We start from the raw sequence: 16222 nt of genomic DNA, 5'->3' as shown, positions 1-16222 counted from the left end.
GCTCCAAGGCTAAACTCAGAGAGGTAACACAATGAAAAAACTGCTTATTGCACTTATGACCACGACCGCCGCCATGTCACTGGCGGCGTCGGCGCAGGCCGCCGACAAGCTCAAGGCGTGCTGGGTCTACACCGGCCCGATCGGCGATTTCGGCTATTCCTACCAGCACGACCAGGGCCGCCTCGAGGTGGAGAAGGCGCTCGGCGACAAGGTCGAAACCGCTTACCTCGAAAATGTCTCGGAAGGCCCCGACGCCGACCGCGCTTTCGAGCGTCTGGCGCGCGAGGGCTGCAAGATCATCTTCGGCACCTCCTTCGGCTTCATGGATCCGGAAGTGAAGGTCGCCAAGAAATTCCCGAAGGTGATGTTCGAGCACGCCACCGGCTACAAGACCGGTGACAATCTCGGCATCTACAATGCGCGCTTCTATGAAGGCCGCTATGTGCTCGGCCAGATCGCTGCCAAGGAATCGAAGGCTGGTGTCGCCGGCTACATTGTTTCCTTTCCGATCCCCGAAGTGGTGATGGGCATCAACTCCTTCATGCTCGGCGCGCAGTCGATCAACCCGAACTTCAAGGCCAAGATCGTCTGGGTGAACTCCTGGTTCGATCCGGGCAAGGAAGCCGACGCCGCCAAGGCGCTGTTTGACCAGGGCGCCGACATCATCGTCCAGCACACCGATTCCACCGCTGCCTTGCAGGTGGCCGAGGAGCGCAAGCTGCACGGCTTCGGCCAGTCCTCCGACATGATCAAGTTCGCGCCGAACGCGCAGCTGACTTCGCTGACCGATGAGTGGGGCCCTTACTACATCAGCCGCGTGCAGGCAGCACTCGACGGCACCTGGAAGCCGGACAATGTCTGGTTGGGCATCAAGGACGGCGCCGTGAAGCTCGCGCCCTTCACCAACATGCCGGACGATGTGAAGGCGATGGCCGAGGCCACCACCAAGAAGATCGCTGAGGGATGGAACCCCTTCACCGGACCGGTCGCCAAGCAGGATGGCACGCCGTGGCTGAAGGACGGCGAAGTCGCCGACGACGGCACGCTGCTCGGCATGAACTTCTATGTGAAGGGCGTCGACGACAAGTTGCCGCAGTAAGCATAGGAAAACGCAAAACAAAAAGGGCGCCCTCTGGCGCCCTTTTTCATTTCGCGGGCTGTGCGCTCCTGCCGCGAAACCGAGCCAGCGCGGTATCGAGCGCGCCGCCGATCCAGGCCTTCACCCTGCGCTGGGCCGGCCGTTCGAAATACTGCCAGATCACCCAGGAAATCAGAACCATGAGCGCGACACAGCCCAGGCCAGCGGCCCATTTGCCGGCTAAAGGCGCGGCGCCGTTGATGACGATATAGCCGATTTTCTGGTGCAGGAGATAAAGCGGGTAGGTCAGCCCGCCCAGCGCCAGCGTCAATGCGGACGGCACGAGATAGCCACGCAGCAGGATGGCGCCGATCAGCAGGAAATGCATGACGATGTTGGCAATCACCAGATGCGGCTGCGAAACGGCAATGCCGTATTCATTCAGCATCCACTGCTGCGTCACGGACAACGTGCTGCAGGACAGAAGGAAGGCCGCACCAAGCAGTAGCAGGGCTGCCAGGGAGCGGCCATGCGCATGGATGTGGTGGACCAACACGCCGGCGGCGAAGAATGGCCCGAACTCGGTGATGAACAGCAGCCTTATCCCCCGGCTGCCAAGGAAGAACTCGTTCGACGCCGAGATCGCCAGCCAGACGAAGATCAGCCCAAGCTTCCATTTCTGGAAAACGCCGCCGAGGAGAGCGAGCGTCACCCAGCCGTAGAACACCAGTTCAAGCAGGATCGACCAGTAGACGCCGTCCATGAAAGGCTGGCCCAAGGCCGGCGCAAACATCGACAGATTGGCTGCATATTGACCGAGCGAGGTTGAAAACAGCGGTGCGCCGAAAGCCATGACGATGACGAAGGTGATCGTCATGCACAGGAGGTAGCCGGGGTAGAGGCGTACGAAACGCGCGATCGCAAACTCTTGCCAGAAGCGGCCTTCCGCCGACCAGGCAATGACGAAACCGCTGATCAGGAAGAACAGATTGACGCCGAGATAGCCGTAGAGCGCGAACGGCGCCACGCTCGGATAGCCCTCGGCCAGCGCGCCCTCGGCAGCCGCGCCGCGAAAGAAGTAATGGAAGAACACCACAGCCAACGCCGCCGTCAGCCTCAACAGGTCTAGCGTCGCGATATGATCCTGTCGGGCAGGTCTGGCATCCATGCGAAGTCTCGGCGTTTACGGCCCGGAAACCATAGCGCAGATCTCGACGAAACAAGGTAAACAGCGGCAAATATCGCGAAATTTGGTAAATGGCGGCAGAAGCATCCGACCGGACACAATTGTCTGGGACACGGCTCCGTGACCCCCTTCACAGACGAAGTTGCTTTTTACTTGCATGCTCATCTTGCGGCCCGACGAAATCGGCCGACGTTACTAATTTGAGCAGGAGAATGTCTTATGCAATTGAGCAAAAAACTCTTAGCCATTATCGGTAAACGCATTCCAGCCATTTACGACGTCATCCCGCACGGACCACAGTGGCGGCTCGCGCAAATCGCACTCAATCCTCAGCCGCTCCCGCCTCACGAACTGGGCGCCGCGATCGCGGACGAATTCGTCCGCTCCGCCTGGTCCGCCGAGCGAGGCGGGCTCGATAGCAAGGCGTTGATGAGCGACCTCGACGATTGGTGCCCCACGCGACCGAAGATTCCGAAGCTTCCTCCATGGTGGCCGCCGATTCCGGAACCCGAGCCGCATCCCGAATGGTTCGTAGACTATCATCTGGGATTTGCTGCACGGCTGTCCGTGGTCGCGGCTGGCTCGGCGGGCACGCGGCTGGACAAAACCCTCAATCAGGCGATCGATCGGTCCTTGGCTGCAATGGAATCGGTCAAGCTCTGAAGAAAACGCAACACCGCCTTACCAGGGGTGTGCCAAAAGCCGAGGGCGCCGAGAGGCGCCCTTTTGGCGGTTTTCTAAACCGCTGAACCGTAAAGATCGTAGGCGTCGGCGCGGTCGATCTTGACGGTGACGATGTCGCCTTGGCGCAGCGGACGGCGCGACTGGATGTGCACCGAACCGTCGATCTCGGGCGCGTCGTATTTTGTGCGGCCCTTGGCCGAGGTGCCATGCGCCTCGTCGATCAACACCGGCAAGCGCTTGCCGACCTTCTTGGCCAGCTGCGTTGCCGAGATTTTCTGCTGGCGCTGCATGAAGCGATGCCAGCGCGCTTCCTTGGTCTCCTGCGGCACCTGTTCGAGGCCGAGATCGTTGGAGCGGGCGCCCCGGACCGGCTCGTATTTGAAACAGCCGGCGCGGTCGATCTTGGCCTCATCCAGCCAGTCGAGCAGCATCTCGAAATCCTCGTCGGTCTCACCGGGAAAGCCAACGATGAAGGTCGAGCGGATCGCGAGATCCGGACACACTTCGCGCCAGCCACGAATGCGCTCCAGCGTCTTTTCGCCATGCGCGGGCCGGCGCATGTTTTTCAGCACCTGCGGCGAGGCGTGCTGGAAAGGGATGTCGAGATAGGGAAGGATCTTTCCCTCGGCCATCAGCGGGATGACGTCGGCGACATGCGGGTAGGGGTAGACATAGTGCATGCGCACCCAGATGCCGAGCTTGCCCAGTTCCTCCGACAGGTCGAGGAATTTCGCCCGCACTTCGCGGTCGCCGAACATCGAGGTCTGGTACTTGATGTCGATGCCGTAGGCGCTGGTGTCCTGCGAAATGACCAACAATTCCTTGACGCCGGCCTTGGCCAATTTCTCGGCCTCGCGCAGCACATCGGCCGCCGGTCGCGAGACGAGGTCGCCGCGCAGTGCGGGAATGATGCAGAAGGTGCAGCGGTTGTTGCAGCCTTCCGAAATCTTCAGATAGGCGTAGTGGCGCGGCGTCAGCTTCACGCCTTGCGGCGGCAATAGGTCGATATAGGGATCGTGGCTCGGGGGTGCCGCCTCATGCACCGCTGCCATCACGCTTTCATAAGCCTGGGGTCCGGTGATGGCGAGCACGTTGGGGTGCTTTTCGCGGATCACGTCGGGCTCGGCGCCAAGGCAGCCGGTGACGATGACCCTGCCATTCTCTGAAAGCGCCGAACCGATGGCATTGAGCGACTCGTCGCGCGCCGAATCGAGGAAACCGCAGGTGTTGACGACGACGAGGTCGGCGCCGTCATGCTTGCGTGCGATCTCATAGCCTTCGGCGCGCAGGCGCGTGATGATGCGCTCGGAATCCACAAGGGCCTTCGGGCATCCAAGGCTGACGAAACTGACGCGAGGGGCAGACATGAAACAACTTCCGGTTTTTCGGGATCGGCGGCCAGTACCACACTTATTGTGGCATTGGTATGGGCAGCGGCTGCGGCGAACGCGACCGCAGCTTCCAGCTGAAACCCAGGCTGTTGCAGAAGTGATCTGACCAGCAGCGTCAGCTCACCGCAGGACTGACATGCGGCCAGACCTCGACCACGCCGCGATAGACCATGTCGAGCGCGACATAGAGGATGATCAGCAGGCCGATATAGGCGATCCAGCGGTAGCGATGCAGCAGCCTGGCAATGAAGCTCGCGGCGAGGCCCATCAGCGCAATCGACAGCACGAGCCCGATGACCAGCACGGGGAAATGATCGCGCGCCGCACCGGCGACCGCCAGCACATTGTCGAGCGACATCGAGACATCGGCGACGACGATTTGGAGTGCTGCCTGGCCGAGCGTCTTGCGCGCCTTGCCGGTCGCAATCGTCTTGTCGCCGTCGAGATCGGCATCGGCCAGCGCCTCGGTCGCCTCCTGCTCGTCGGCATAGGACGTCCGCAGCTCGCGCCACATCTTCCAGCACACCCACAACAAAAGGATGCCGCCGGCCAGCAGCAGGCCGACGATTGCCAACAGCTTGACGGTGACGGCGGCAAACAGGATGCGCAGCACTGTTGCAGCCAAGACGCCGATGAGGATGGCCTTCTTGCGCTGCTCGACCGGCAGGCCGGCTGCAGCAAGGCCAATGACGATGGCGTTGTCGCCGGCAAGCACCAGATCGATGGCGATGACCTGGAGGAGGGCGGTCATGCTTGCGGCGCTAAAAATGTCCATCGACCGGAGGCCCCTTTTTGTTCGCCGCGTGTTCGTCGTCGGATATGCCGACGCCCTAACGTGTATGCTTCCTGCGCGTCAAGAGAACGCTACGGGCAAGGCCAAAAAACCACAGTGATAGCGAAAGCTCGTTCTGCCAGAGAGAATTCTGGTTTTGGAAAATTCAGTCGTAGAGATTGTACTTCGCCCAGTCGGCTTCCGGGATCTCGTCACCGATGCGGTAACGGAACTGCAGGACCTCCATATGGTCCGGCGCCGTCTCGCATTTGAACTTCAACCGGTACCATTGCCCCTTGCTGCGGAAGGCAGCGCCCGGGCTGCGGATGGCATCGGCTTTCATTTCCGGCGTCGCAAAGGCGTAGGCGACGACGCGGTCGGCCTTGTACTTGTGGTCGTCATGGCTGATGCGGTCGAGAACCTCTGCGTCGCATCGCTGTTCCAGCCGGGTCTGCGGATCGAGTTTCAGCAGGCCGGCGCGCAAGGCGGCGTCCATCGCCTGGGCAGGCCATGCCAGCGTCACCGACGCCAGGGCCGCAAGGAATAGTTTTTTCATGGGCGGGAGAACCAGCATATTTCGGTTCAAAAATCAACCGGAGTGCCGACCCGGCCGCGTCCGGTCAGACTGGCAATTGAAACCAGAAACGGCGCGCAACGGTGCGACGTTGAAGGCGTAATCTTCCGGATGGAGCTGCGAGAACCAAGACAAAACGGCATCGCGTTACGGCCCTCGCGCAGACAGCCAGACAGACAGCAGTCCGGTGAGCGAGCCGATGATCCCGATGATCACGCCAGCCCACGTAATGGCGGATTCACGCCGGTCTCTGCGCTCCAGCCGGATCGCTTTTCGAACTTCGGAATAACCGATCGTCGTCAGGTGCCATGTGTGCAGCTGGCGCGACCGTTCCCAAATGGAGCTGGCCTCGCTCGGGTATTCATAAGGAACGTCAAGGCTATCCGCTTTGCGCAGGAGCCTCCGCGTTTTGATCGCCTCGATCGCGTCAACGTGTAGCGAAGTTTCCCAGTGACGACCGTTTTCAGCATTCTCGCGGTCGTTTGCAGTTTTGGCCTTTGCCAATTCGACATCGTAAGGGCGGTCGATGCGCCTGATAGCTCGCCGACAGCGCTGGCAAGTAGGAGCGCCACCAGCGCGCCGAGATACAGGGAGGAATTGTCACGCGGCCCTCCTGGCTCCGTTGAATGACGCTCAAAAGAAGGGCAAGAATGGCTGTCGCAACGCAATCGAATTGATTGGATGAGTTTCATGGCGCAGAACATTCTCGAAAAGACGTTGGCCGGGGCGAAGAAGGATCAGGAGACGGTTCGATCCGGCAAGCCGATTGCCAAGGTTCCCGATGGCCTGTCGTTCCACGACATGACCGCCCACCTCGACGACAGGGGAAGCGTCACCGAAATCTACGACACCCGCTGGAATTGGCACCCCGATCCGCTGGTCTTTTGCTACATGTTTACCATCCGACCGGGAACGGTGAAGGGTTGGGGGCTGCATAAGCTTCACGAGGATCGATACTTCGTTGTCGATGGCGAAATGGAGGTCGTCCTGTATGACCCAAGGCCCGAGTCGAGCACCTGCGGACAGGTATTTCGGATTGTTCTGTCTTCAGCCCAGCCACGCCTGATGAACATCCCCAGATTCGTCTGGCACGCGGACCACAACATCGGCACGAGGGACGTTAGAGCAATCAATTTTCCTACAATGCAATATGACCACGCCAATCCCGACAAATACCGGCTGCCGCTAGATACCGATTTGATCCCGGTCGACTTTGGCGGCCTCAAGGGATGGTAGACGCTCCGCCGCTCTTCAGCGTCCTGATGCCGACCCACAATCGTCCCGACTCTCTTGCCTATGCCATCCAGTCGGTGCTGGCGCAGACGGAGCAATCGTTCGAGCTTCTGGTCGTTGGCGACGGCGCAGCACCCGAGACCGAAGCGGTCGTGAAAAGCTTTTCCGACCCGCGCATTCGTTGGTTTGATTTCCCGAAGGCGCCTCACTTTGGCTATGCCAATCGAAATCTGGCGCTTCGATCGTCACGCGGGGAATTGATAGCCTTCGCCGCCGACGATGACCTGATGATGCCGGATCATCTTGCCCTCATGCGCGGCCAGTTCGTCGATCCGTCGGTGGCACTTGTCTACGGCCAGGTCCTCTGGGTCTCGACCGACGGCATTTGCGGTCCTGATCTTACCAACCTGTTTTTTCCCGAAGAGCGGCGTCAATTCATGGCGAGAGGGAACACGATTGCGGCCTCAGGCGTCGTATATCGCGCCAGCGCTCTTGCGGAGCGGACGGTGTGGCCAGAAGATGTGAACGGGGCGGGAGACTGGGAGATCTGGCGTCGCATCGTGCTCACCAAGGGGTTCGCCGCCGTGCGCTACCTTCGCCTTCCGACGTGCCTGCATTTCTCCGCCAAGTGGAAAAACCTCAGAGACTCCGGGAATCCGAGGCTGACGGGATTTATCAACGCGTGTGAGAAATCGATCTGGTATCCAGCGCCGCTGCGGGTCGCCATTCCGACAGGACACCTGGAACAAAAGGTCTTCTGGGACATCATGTCTGTCGATCCCGATGGCTGGACCGCAATCATTCGCGAAGCAGCAGCCGACGCCGTTAACCGACTTGCGGTCGACCGTCTAGAAAACCTGGTTAGACCCGACCCGCCGCCCACACCACCTCCGCCCGCTGCCCCAGATAACGGCCGAGCGGAGGCTCTTGTGGCAGAAGTACAGGCTCTCGCGATAGAAAGGGACGCTTTGAAGGTGGAGATGGAGGCGCTCAAGCGCTCGAAGAGTTGGCGTTGGACTGCCCCTCTAAGGCAATTGCGAAGGCGTATCGGCCGATAGGCAAAAAATTGACCGGCGACGCAACGGGTCACCGAGAGCAAGGTTGCCGAACTCGAAGCCGCCTTCCATGCCGAGTGGGCAGCTCTCCGCGCCATGGAACCGGCCCTGAATGCGGCCGAGTCGCTATATGGACCTCATCAAGGGCCGGCGGCCGGTCATGGGTGAAATGAAAGCGGAGGAAGTCGAAAGGCTCCGCAAGACGGCTGTGGCCGATCTAGCAAAGTTGGCGCCAAGCCGCGCCAGCGTTTCGGCACCTTGCACACTACATTTTGTACGTACGATCGCCTAAGCAGCTGATTATGCAAGTAATTCAATGGCATGTGGCGGAGGGAGTGTCTATACGACTAACTCCATAACTTGCTGTTTTAAAACTGATTTTATATGGCAACTTAGGGAAATACCCCAGATAATACCCCAGTTTAGGGGCGCATACAAAAATAGTCCCAAGCAGACGCATGGGACTTGACATTGTTAGTGAAAAGTGATAGCGCATACGACCTTGATACAAGGCCTCCATCGCAGCCGATAAATTACTTGGAAGTCAAAACGGTGTCAAGTGGAATTTTCGAGAGGAACGAAAATAAATGCAATCCGCAAATGATAACCCGCCTCCGCTGCTGCTCCGGGTGGGAGACGTCGAACGCATGGTCGGCCTTGGCCGCAGCTCTATTTACCGCAATATCGAAGCTGGAATTTTTCCCAGACCTGTCGCGCTCGGGACGGGATCCGTGCGCTGGCGATATGCGGACGTTATGGCCTGGGTCGATGGTCTCACGGCTGTAGAGGCGAGGGCAGCCGCCTAACAGGAACGCGCCTGCGGCCAATCGCCATGCGAAACCCTCGGAACACCCGCCGCGGGCGCGTCTCTCTTCAAAAACCTCCCGCCGAACCAACGGCGGCACTCCTTTAGGGAAACCACTCATTGAAAATCATTGCCTGCCGACCCGAACCGCCTGGCGGTCTCGGCAACGCTATCGCGCGCGTCGATGTTGAGATCAATGAAGACCTCCGCGTCTTCAATCTGAAGCTCTCCAGGCGCGCCGACGGCGGCCACGCCGTGTTTGCACCCAACGCGATGGGTAGCCGCGTCGTCACCTTCTCCCAGCCACTTGTTGCAGAAATCGCCCGCGCCGCTCTTGCCGCGCTTCAGGAGCCATCGCCGCATGACCGCAGCCAACGATAAGCCCGCACAACAGCGAGCAACGACCTACCATCGCGATTTTGGTGGCATACTCAAACAAGACGGAGAAGACTGGCTTGTTCTAAGCGCGACCACGGCAAGCGGCACGGTTCAGTCCATTCGGTTCAATGCCACCGGGCTGAAACGCGAGCATTTGCAGTTAGGAGCCAAGTCCAAATCCAGACAGGGGGCCAATGACAACCGCCCGTCTTCGGAGATCGATGCTCAGACACTGCTTGGCCTCGAGTTCGCCCCGGTCAACTTCACCGTGCCAGGCTACGTCGCTGAAGGCCTCACCATCCTTGGCGGGCGGCCAAAGCTTGGTAAGTCTTGGCTCGCTCTGGATTTCTGTATCGCAGTTGCCACGGGCGGCCCGTCGCTGGGCGTCAACTGTGAGCAAGGCGATGTGCTCTACTTGGCGTTAGAAGATAACCAGAGACGCTTACAGGACCGGCTTTTCAAAGTGTTGCCGCCATTGAAGCGCCTCCGGCCGGACATCTCACGGCTCACCCTAAGAACTGAAGCGCCCCGCATAAACGCCGGTTTGATTGATCAACTGGACGCATGGCGGAAGGAAGCGGTCGACCCCAAGCTGATCGTAATTGATACGCTGGCCATGGTGCGACCACCAAAAGGCCGAACACAGGATTCCTACGAAGCGGATTATGCAGCGCTATCACCCCTCCAAAGGTTTGCCAGCGAGCATCGCATTGCAATCATCGTGATAACCCACGTTCGAAAACAGGAAGCCAGCGATCCACTTGAGATGATCTCCGGCACTAACGGTCTAACTGGCGCTGCCGACACCATCATGGTCCTTAATCGGGACGGCGATGGCCCGAAGCTATACGGGCGCGGCAGAGACATCGAAGAGATTGAAAAGTCCCTTCGATTTGACGCCGGCCGATGGTCGGTCCTTGGCGACGTCGATGAGGTCAAGCGTTCAGCCGAGCGCCGGAAGATAATTGGCGCGCTATCCGATGCAACTGCGGTCATGAGCCCGGCCGAGATCGCCGCCGCAACCGGTCTCAAAGTCGGCAGCGTCAACGTGCTTTTGGGAAAGATGGTGGCGTCCGGCGAGGCCAGTAAGATCGCATTCGGCGCCTACGTCCACCCCGATAAGATCGGTAAGACCGATTAGATTCAATCTCCGAAACTAATCACCCTAATGAGTCTAATGCACCTACAGAGGAGAGAACAAAGTGAAAGCACATCATGACCACCAACGTAATTTCAATCGCGCCCTTCGAAGCCGCCTACCCAATCAAGAAGATGGGCGGCGGCACTAGTTGGTATCCGTGCCAGGTCGTCGGCGTAGTCCATGAAGGATCATATTCCGAGGGGCAGTTCGTCGTGATCACGGAAGGCGACGACGGCCAACTATACACCAGTTCCTTTCCGACTGTGCGGCGGGTGGACGAGTGATGATGGGAGGCGCCAATGGCTGCTGCAAGAACCGTCGAGACAAACGGCGAGACGTTCAAATCAAAACGATCTCATGGCACCAATTCTATCGCATCCGGCCTGACCGAAAGCCCGCGGCGAACGACAATTCGAATGAACAACCAGCAAAAGCGGTATGAAAGGAGTGCCTCAATGACCGATAAGACCGGATACAACGAACGGGTAAAATTGCTCGCTCAAGTGTTCCACAACCTTGCCGTTGCCTGCGTAGTTGGTGGCTTTTTAGTGCCTGTGTTCGCTGCCAACCTTGCAGAGTCAAATCCCAATCTGAATTACATAACCACGGGACCGGTCGGCATAGGACTGGCGGCAGGCCTGGTCTTCCTTGGGCAGATGTACCTCAAGACAATGTGGCGCGACTAACCGTTCGCCCATTGCGGGCGGCACTGCCGGCCTGGCCGGTTTCTCGAATTGGGATGACCACCCACCCCAATGGGGTCTAGTTGCGCCAGTGGCTACCCGCTTGGACCGCTTCGGGGTTTAGCTCTGCAAAACCGTAACAATTTCGATTTTTTTGGGATTTTCTTCCGGCAGCACTCGCCGCCGCGGCCGCCCGGAGCGCATCAGGCGTCGTGCGGAAGGCGGTGCGCTTGGCCAAGGCTGCGCACAGGGGCGTGGGACTGGTAGCCCGCCGTTATTCCGTCTTTGGCGGCACTTCTTTCTTTATAGTTTGAGTGTCCGCAGCCTTCGACATATCGGCCTTCTCGACGCTCGCTGTTTTCTGCGTGTCGATCGATGCCTGTACCTTCTGGTGATATGGGCAATCGGCATAGGCGGCGGATACGGACAGGCCTAACGCTGTGGCTATTGCGAGGAATGTTTTCATCGTCATCTCCTCTTTCGTGGATGACGCAACGTAGCCCGCCTGGTGCTGACAACAAAATCACTTTTGCCACCCGGGGCGTACCAAGACCTGTGCCAGTCGACTCCACACACCATCAGTGCCATCAGACGCGTGACCCCGCAGGTTTTCAGACTATTTTACCCGGGTGGGGCGGGCCTCCGATCTGTGGGTGTTCGATTTCCCACAACGGCTGCCAAGCCCACCATTGTCGCTAATACAGATTTTCGCTCTCACGCAATACGCATACGCACAAGCAGGCGCGCGTGGGTCAACATTTGAATTGCGGCTGTGCGCGCTTTCACCCGAAGCGGTATTCTCACCAGCCCGGCCTAGATATTCGGATACCCCCCTAGGGGGGTGTTTCGATCCTTGACGTGGGCGTTTTCGCGGACCGCTTGAGCCGCTGCGTGCACATTTTGCCGATTGAAATGTTGAGGGTCCTTCAATGCATACCATGCATGAGGAAACCCGGCCGGCAGGATCACCGAACCAAATGCCTATTCGTCCCTAAGAGCGACCAGTTGCCATCGCAACAATGCGTCGTCCGTTTAGGCTGGCGGGCGTGCGCGCTCTTTCTGTTCAAGACATGAACCCAATGACCTTCACCGCGTTGAGTCCCGGCATTGCGTGATCAGCCGGGGCACATTCATGACCAAGGGCGACCTTTCAACCTACCGGGCCAAGCGGGATTTTTCGCAGACAAAGGAGCCCACGTCGATCGCTAGTTCGAACCGGCTGCGGTTTGTGATCCAGAAGCACGATGCAACGCGTCTGCATTACGATTTGCGGTTGGAACTCGGCGGTGTCTTCAAGTCGTGGGCCGTCACCAAAGGGCCGTCGCTAGATCCTCAGGACAAGCGGCTCGCGGTAGAGGTCGAAGACCATCCGCTGGACTATGGCGACTTCGAAGGCACGATCCCCAAGGGCCAGTATGGTGGCGGCACCGTACAGTTGTGGGATCGCGGCTATTGGGTGCCGGAAGGCGCACTGTCGCCCGAACAGGCTCTGGAAAAAGGCGATCTGAAGTTCACGCTCGACGGCAAGCGCCTGCGCGGCAGCTTCGTCCTGGTGCGGATGAAGCATGACCGCAATGGCGGCAAGCGGACCAATTGGTTGCTGATCAAACACCGCGACAAATACGCGACAGATGGCAATGGCGACGCGGTGTTGGCGCAGGACCGATCTGTCGCCTCCGGACGCAGCATGGACAAGATTGCCGCGGGCAAAGGTGCCGGACCAAAGCCCTTCATGCTGCAGGGCTCCTCGGTGGCCGATGCTGATGCCGTGTGGGACAGCAATCGCGGACATGCTGCCGACGAGCGCGCCGCCAAAGCGTCAAAGCCGTCTCAACCTCCAAAGCGAGCCGGTCGAGCATCGGCAGTGACGATGCCCGACTTCATCCCGCCACAGCTCTGCGCGACGCTTTCCCGGCCGCCGGCCAGCTCGAACTGGGTCCACGAAATCAAGTTCGATGGCTACCGCGTCCAGATGCGTGTCGAAGATGGCGCCGCCACGCTGAGGACGCGGAAGGGCCTGGACTGGACTGAGAAATTCGGCGCTATCGCGAACGAGGCCGCAAGCCTTCCCAATGTCATCGTCGACGGTGAGATCGTGGCGCTCGGCGAAAACGGAGCGCCCGATTTTGCCGCGATGCAAGCCGCACTGTCGGAGCGCCGGACAAAGGATTTGATCTTCTTTGCCTTTGATCTGCTCTTCGCAAATGGCGTCGATCTGCGAAAACTGCCTCTCACTGAGCGCAAGGAGCGGCTGAGGGAGATGCTCGGCGAGGTCGACCGCGGCGAGGAAAATCTCATCCGCTATGTCGAGCATTTCACCAACGGCGGCGACGCGGTGCTGCAGTCCGCCTGCCGGCTTGCGCTCGAAGGCATTGTCTCCAAAATGGCTGATGCAACCTATGTCTCGGGAAGGACCGACACCTGGGCAAAATCGAAATGCCGCGCTGGGCATGAGGTGGTCATAGGTGGGTGGTCGACCACCAATGGCAAGTTCCGGTCCTTGCTGGTCGGCGTCAATCGCGGCGAACATTTCGCCTATATCGGCCGTGTCGGGACCGGCTACAGCGAGGCGAAGGTCAAGCAGCTGCTGCCAAGGCTAAAGGAGATTAAGGCTGCGAAGTCGCCATTCACCGGCGATGGCGCACCGAAAAAAGATGCGACCGTGTTCTGGGCCAAGCCGGAGCTGGTTGCTGAAATCGAGTTCGCCGGCTGGACCGGCGGCGGCAATATCAGGCAGGCGGCCTTCAAAGGTCTACGCGAGGACAAGCCGGCGAAAGAAGTCGAGGCCGAGCGCCCGGCCGATCCTCAGGAGACTCGGATTGCCGACCCTGCCAAGGTGGCTGGCAGGACGGGAAAAAGCCCGGTCGTCATGGGTGTCATCATTTCCAAGCCGGACAAGCCGCTCTGGCCGAACGCCGGCGATAGCACCGCTGTCACCAAGCTCGATCTTGCAGAATACTTTGCGGCCGTGGGGCCTTGGATGATCAAACATCTCAAAGGGCGCCCCTGTTCGCTTGTGCGAGCCCCGGACGGCTACGCAAGCGAGCAGTTTTTCCAGCGCCACGCGATGCCCGGCACGTCCAATCTGCTGGAACTGGTGAAAGTCTTCGGCGACCACAAGCCATATCTGCAGATCGATCGCGTTGAGGGTCTGGCAGCGATCGCCCAGATAGGCGGCCTTGAGTTGCATCCCTGGAATTGCCAGCCCGGTCATCCGGAAGTGCCCGGCCGGCTCGTCTTCGATCTGGATCCTGGTCCGGAAGTCTCCTTTGCGCAGGTGGTCGCGGCCGCCAAGGAAGTGCGCGATCGCCTCGAAGATCTGGGCCTAGTGAGTTTTTGCAAGACGACGGGTGGCAAAGGGTTGCATGTCGTCACGCCACTGGCCAGCCAGCGCAGCAAGACGACATGGCCCGAGGCCAAAGCCTTCGCCAAAGCTGTCTGCATGCAGATGGCGGCGGAGCGCCCCGATCTCTACCTCGTCAACATGGCCAAGAAGCTGCGGACGTCACGCATCTCTCTCGACTACCTCCGAAACGACCGCATGGCGACTGCCGTTGCTCCGCTGTCAACGCGGGCAAGGGAAGGCGCGACCGTCTCCATGCCGCTGACATGGGGGCAAGCGAAGGCGGATCTCGATCCGAAGAGATACACGGTCCGAACCGTGCCGGCCCTCCTGAAGAAAATCGTCGCCTGGACCGACTATGACGATAGCGAACGGTCGATCGCCACCGCCATCAAGCGGCTGGGTGCAGCAAAGCTGGCCGCATGACATCGAAGCTTGTGAAACCGTCCTTTGGCCTTCCGTTGGACACTGAGCCCATGGAGGCAAAGTCGGCGGACGCGCTGCCTGATGACAGCGGCCAATGGCAATACGAACCCAAATGGGACGGGTTTCGCTGCCTGGCGTTCAAAGCCGGCGACGAGGTGGAATTAAGGGCGAAATCCGGCAAGCCACTTGGCCGATATTTTCCTGAGGTAGTCGCGATGCTGCGCGACCTGAAGGCGCAAGCATTTGTGGTCGATGGTGAGATCACGATCGAAGTCGATGGTTCCCTGTCGTTTGACGCGCTGCAGATGCGGCTGCACCCAGCGGAAAGCAGGATTCGGAAACTGTCGGCCGAGACCCCGGCCAAATTGATCCTCTTCGACATGCTGGCCAGTGCCGATGCCAGCTTGATGGATCAACCGCTGTCGGCACGACTCGAGGCGCTGGAAGGCTTAATCAGGGGAGAATCGGGAAGCGGACTTGAGCTGTCGCGGTGTACTAAGAGTTTGGCGACTGCAATGAAGTGGCTCGGCGAATCCGGTCAGGGTTCAACGGATGGCGTTGTCGCCAAGCTTCTCAACGACGCGTATCGGCCCGGCGAGCGCGCCATGGTCAAGGTCAAGCGGCTGCGCACCGCCGATTGTGTGGTCGGCGGGTTCCGCTATCTGGCGAACTCGCGCGAGGTCGGCTCCTTGCTGCTTGGCCTCTACAACAACCAAGGCAAACTCGACCACGTGGGATTCACATCGACGATCGCCCGGGAAGATCGTTCAAAGCTGACACGGGAACTCGAAGCGCTGCGATCACCTCCGGGATTTACCGGCAAAGCCCCTGGCGGCCCGAGCCGGTGGAGCACGGAGAGGAGCGGACAGTGGGAGCCCGTTCGTCCAGAACTCGTAGTGGAAGTCCGCTTCGACCACGTCACCGGCGATCGATTTCGGCATGGTACAAAACTTATACGGTGGCGCCCTGACAAGAGCCCACAGCAGTGCACGTTCGAGCAGATATTGAAAACATGACGGCTCGCCCGGTCGCCCCTCGAAAACGGGTCCCTGTTCAGGGCGCCGCCGCAACCGCCTTGGAAACGCTAAGTCTCAGGCTGTTGCGCCGGCGCTGGAATGTCGGGGTCGATCGGCGGAGCATCGATGGTGTGCGGCTCGCGATCGAAGCTCAGTTGTTTGATTTCTTCTTTGCCGCTGCCGGGTTCTGTCCCGTGGCCGCCGAGCTCCTGGCGTCCTTTGAATGCGCTGCGATAGCCGGGCCAGCACCTGTAGCCTTGCGCATGTCGCCGCTCTGTTGCTTGTCGTCAGACTTTTTGCGGCCGAAGCCGAAAAAGTATTTGCCAAAGAATCCCATTTTTTCCTCCCTTGCCGTGTACGCGATGCCGGTTAACTGCTGCCTTAGCATCTCGTTCCCCGGCAAAGCCGATTCCTCTCGCGAACGCCGACAGCCCTTTTTTCTATTTGGCCGGAACGT

Annotated in this window: 18 protein-coding genes; 10 read left to right on the top strand and 8 right to left on the bottom strand. The window is 59.6% G+C overall.

The annotated features are described in order from the left end of the window. The first annotated feature begins 31 nt into the window (after nucleotides 1-31). Nucleotides 32-1099, top strand: coding sequence for a BMP family ABC transporter substrate-binding protein (locus AC1DXM_RS07680; protein ID WP_477232523.1), 1068 nt, complete (start codon nucleotides 32-34; stop codon nucleotides 1097-1099). A gap of 46 nt (nucleotides 1100-1145) precedes the next feature. Here AC1DXM_RS07680 and AC1DXM_RS07675 read toward each other — a convergent pair whose 3' ends face one another. After that, on the bottom strand, nucleotides 1146-2246 hold the full coding sequence (locus AC1DXM_RS07675) for an acyltransferase family protein (RefSeq protein ID WP_477232522.1): 1101 nt from the start codon (nucleotides 2244-2246) through the stop codon (nucleotides 1146-1148). Between the two features lie 237 nt (nucleotides 2247-2483). On the opposite strand from AC1DXM_RS07675, the gene AC1DXM_RS07670 reads away from it, so the two are divergent. Continuing rightward, nucleotides 2484-2927, top strand: coding sequence for a hypothetical protein (locus tag AC1DXM_RS07670; RefSeq protein WP_477232521.1), 444 nt, complete (start codon nucleotides 2484-2486; stop codon nucleotides 2925-2927). Nucleotides 2928-3001: 74 nt separating this feature from the next. On the opposite strand, the gene rimO is transcribed toward AC1DXM_RS07670, so the two are convergent. The 4 genes from rimO to AC1DXM_RS07650 all read right to left on the bottom strand — a co-directional run bounded on the left by rimO (nucleotide 3002) and on the right by AC1DXM_RS07650 (nucleotide 6189). Next, nucleotides 3002-4315: a 30S ribosomal protein S12 methylthiotransferase RimO gene (gene rimO / locus AC1DXM_RS07665; RefSeq protein WP_477232520.1), complete on the bottom strand. Its 1314-nt coding sequence runs from the start codon at nucleotides 4313-4315 to the stop codon at nucleotides 3002-3004. A gap of 139 nt (nucleotides 4316-4454) precedes the next feature. Further along, the gene (locus AC1DXM_RS07660) at nucleotides 4455-5114 is read right to left on the bottom strand and encodes a TerC family protein (protein WP_477232519.1); all 660 of its coding nucleotides are present in this window, start codon (nucleotides 5112-5114) and stop codon (nucleotides 4455-4457) included. Between the two features lie 163 nt (nucleotides 5115-5277). Further along, entirely contained in the window at nucleotides 5278-5685 is a 408-nt protein-coding gene (locus AC1DXM_RS07655) for a DUF930 domain-containing protein (protein ID WP_477232518.1), read from the bottom strand. Nucleotides 5686-5832: 147 nt separating this feature from the next. Continuing rightward, nucleotides 5833-6189: a hypothetical protein gene (locus AC1DXM_RS07650; RefSeq protein WP_477232517.1), complete on the bottom strand. Its 357-nt coding sequence runs from the start codon at nucleotides 6187-6189 to the stop codon at nucleotides 5833-5835. Between the two features lie 186 nt (nucleotides 6190-6375). Between AC1DXM_RS07650 and AC1DXM_RS07645 the strand changes: the two genes are divergently transcribed. The 3 genes from AC1DXM_RS07645 (at nucleotide 6376) to AC1DXM_RS07635 (ending at nucleotide 8779) form a co-directional block, all read left to right on the top strand. Then, nucleotides 6376-6921, top strand: a complete 546-nt coding sequence (locus tag AC1DXM_RS07645; protein WP_477232516.1) for a cupin domain-containing protein — start codon at nucleotides 6376-6378, stop codon at nucleotides 6919-6921. Beyond that, nucleotides 6915-7976, top strand: a complete 1062-nt coding sequence (locus tag AC1DXM_RS07640; protein WP_477232515.1) for a glycosyltransferase family 2 protein — start codon at nucleotides 6915-6917, stop codon at nucleotides 7974-7976. The genes AC1DXM_RS07645 and AC1DXM_RS07640 overlap by 7 nt, the downstream gene beginning before the upstream one ends. A 584-nt stretch (nucleotides 7977-8560) precedes the next feature. After that, the gene (locus AC1DXM_RS07635; protein ID WP_477232514.1) at nucleotides 8561-8779 is read left to right on the top strand and encodes a helix-turn-helix transcriptional regulator; all 219 of its coding nucleotides are present in this window, start codon (nucleotides 8561-8563) and stop codon (nucleotides 8777-8779) included. Nucleotides 8780-8895: 116 nt separating this feature from the next. On the opposite strand, the gene AC1DXM_RS07630 is transcribed toward AC1DXM_RS07635, so the two are convergent. After that, nucleotides 8896-9141, bottom strand: coding sequence for a hypothetical protein (locus AC1DXM_RS07630; RefSeq protein ID WP_477232513.1), 246 nt, complete (start codon nucleotides 9139-9141; stop codon nucleotides 8896-8898). Here AC1DXM_RS07630 and AC1DXM_RS07625 point away from each other — a divergent pair. From AC1DXM_RS07625 to AC1DXM_RS07615, 3 genes are all read left to right on the top strand, one after another. After that, nucleotides 9140-10297, top strand: coding sequence for an AAA family ATPase (locus AC1DXM_RS07625; RefSeq protein ID WP_477232512.1), 1158 nt, complete (start codon nucleotides 9140-9142; stop codon nucleotides 10295-10297). The two genes, AC1DXM_RS07630 and AC1DXM_RS07625, sit on opposite strands and share 2 nt — an antisense overlap. Nucleotides 10298-10371: 74 nt before the next feature. Then, the gene (locus tag AC1DXM_RS07620; protein ID WP_477232511.1) at nucleotides 10372-10581 is read left to right on the top strand and encodes a hypothetical protein; all 210 of its coding nucleotides are present in this window, start codon (nucleotides 10372-10374) and stop codon (nucleotides 10579-10581) included. Between the two features lie 15 nt (nucleotides 10582-10596). Continuing rightward, complete coding sequence (locus AC1DXM_RS07615) at nucleotides 10597-10983, top strand: hypothetical protein (RefSeq protein WP_477232510.1); 387 nt, start codon at nucleotides 10597-10599, stop codon at nucleotides 10981-10983. Between the two features lie 271 nt (nucleotides 10984-11254). Here AC1DXM_RS07615 and AC1DXM_RS07610 read toward each other — a convergent pair whose 3' ends face one another. After that, nucleotides 11255-11446, bottom strand: a complete 192-nt coding sequence (locus tag AC1DXM_RS07610; protein WP_477232509.1) for a hypothetical protein — start codon at nucleotides 11444-11446, stop codon at nucleotides 11255-11257. 666 nt (nucleotides 11447-12112) lie between these two features. Here AC1DXM_RS07610 and ligD point away from each other — a divergent pair. Beyond that, entirely contained in the window at nucleotides 12113-14749 is a 2637-nt protein-coding gene (ligD, locus tag AC1DXM_RS07605) for a DNA ligase D (protein ID WP_477232508.1), read from the top strand. Further along, complete coding sequence (locus AC1DXM_RS07600) at nucleotides 14746-15765, top strand: ATP-dependent DNA ligase (RefSeq protein WP_477232507.1); 1020 nt, start codon at nucleotides 14746-14748, stop codon at nucleotides 15763-15765. Before ligD ends, AC1DXM_RS07600 begins: the two co-directional genes overlap by 4 nt. A 151-nt stretch (nucleotides 15766-15916) precedes the next feature. On the opposite strand, the gene AC1DXM_RS07595 is transcribed toward AC1DXM_RS07600, so the two are convergent. Continuing rightward, nucleotides 15917-16153, bottom strand: a complete 237-nt coding sequence (locus AC1DXM_RS07595) for a hypothetical protein (RefSeq protein ID WP_477232506.1) — start codon at nucleotides 16151-16153, stop codon at nucleotides 15917-15919. Between the last annotated feature and the right edge of the window lie 69 nt (nucleotides 16154-16222).

The sequence above is a fragment of the Mesorhizobium sp. P3_A2 genome, from assembly GCF_056403115.1.
Note: the sequence above shows the minus strand (reverse complement) of the source record. Positions and strands in the feature narration are given on the sequence as shown.

Coding starts and splice junctions, on each gene's coding strand:
- AC1DXM_RS07620 (WP_477232511.1), top strand. CDS start 10,372: ATGACCACCAACGTAATTTCAATCGCGCCCTTCGAAGCCGCCTACCCA.
- AC1DXM_RS07635 (WP_477232514.1), top strand. CDS start 8,561: ATGCAATCCGCAAATGATAACCCGCCTCCGCTGCTGCTCCGGGTGGGA.
- AC1DXM_RS07680 (WP_477232523.1), top strand. CDS start 32: ATGAAAAAACTGCTTATTGCACTTATGACCACGACCGCCGCCATGTCA.
- AC1DXM_RS07600 (WP_477232507.1), top strand. CDS start 14,746: ATGACATCGAAGCTTGTGAAACCGTCCTTTGGCCTTCCGTTGGACACT.
- AC1DXM_RS07595 (WP_477232506.1), bottom strand. CDS start 16,153: ATGCTAAGGCAGCAGTTAACCGGCATCGCGTACACGGCAAGGGAGGAA.
- AC1DXM_RS07660 (WP_477232519.1), bottom strand. CDS start 5,114: ATGGACATTTTTAGCGCCGCAAGCATGACCGCCCTCCTCCAGGTCATC.
- AC1DXM_RS07640 (WP_477232515.1), top strand. CDS start 6,915: ATGGTAGACGCTCCGCCGCTCTTCAGCGTCCTGATGCCGACCCACAAT.
- AC1DXM_RS07670 (WP_477232521.1), top strand. CDS start 2,484: ATGCAATTGAGCAAAAAACTCTTAGCCATTATCGGTAAACGCATTCCA.
- AC1DXM_RS07610 (WP_477232509.1), bottom strand. CDS start 11,446: ATGAAAACATTCCTCGCAATAGCCACAGCGTTAGGCCTGTCCGTATCC.
- AC1DXM_RS07655 (WP_477232518.1), bottom strand. CDS start 5,685: ATGCTGGTTCTCCCGCCCATGAAAAAACTATTCCTTGCGGCCCTGGCG.
- AC1DXM_RS07630 (WP_477232513.1), bottom strand. CDS start 9,141: ATGCGGCGATGGCTCCTGAAGCGCGGCAAGAGCGGCGCGGGCGATTTC.
- AC1DXM_RS07615 (WP_477232510.1), top strand. CDS start 10,597: ATGGCTGCTGCAAGAACCGTCGAGACAAACGGCGAGACGTTCAAATCA.
- AC1DXM_RS07675 (WP_477232522.1), bottom strand. CDS start 2,246: ATGGATGCCAGACCTGCCCGACAGGATCATATCGCGACGCTAGACCTG.
- AC1DXM_RS07645 (WP_477232516.1), top strand. CDS start 6,376: ATGGCGCAGAACATTCTCGAAAAGACGTTGGCCGGGGCGAAGAAGGAT.
- rimO (WP_477232520.1), bottom strand. CDS start 4,315: ATGTCTGCCCCTCGCGTCAGTTTCGTCAGCCTTGGATGCCCGAAGGCC.
- AC1DXM_RS07625 (WP_477232512.1), top strand. CDS start 9,140: ATGACCGCAGCCAACGATAAGCCCGCACAACAGCGAGCAACGACCTAC.
- ligD (WP_477232508.1), top strand. CDS start 12,113: ATGACCAAGGGCGACCTTTCAACCTACCGGGCCAAGCGGGATTTTTCG.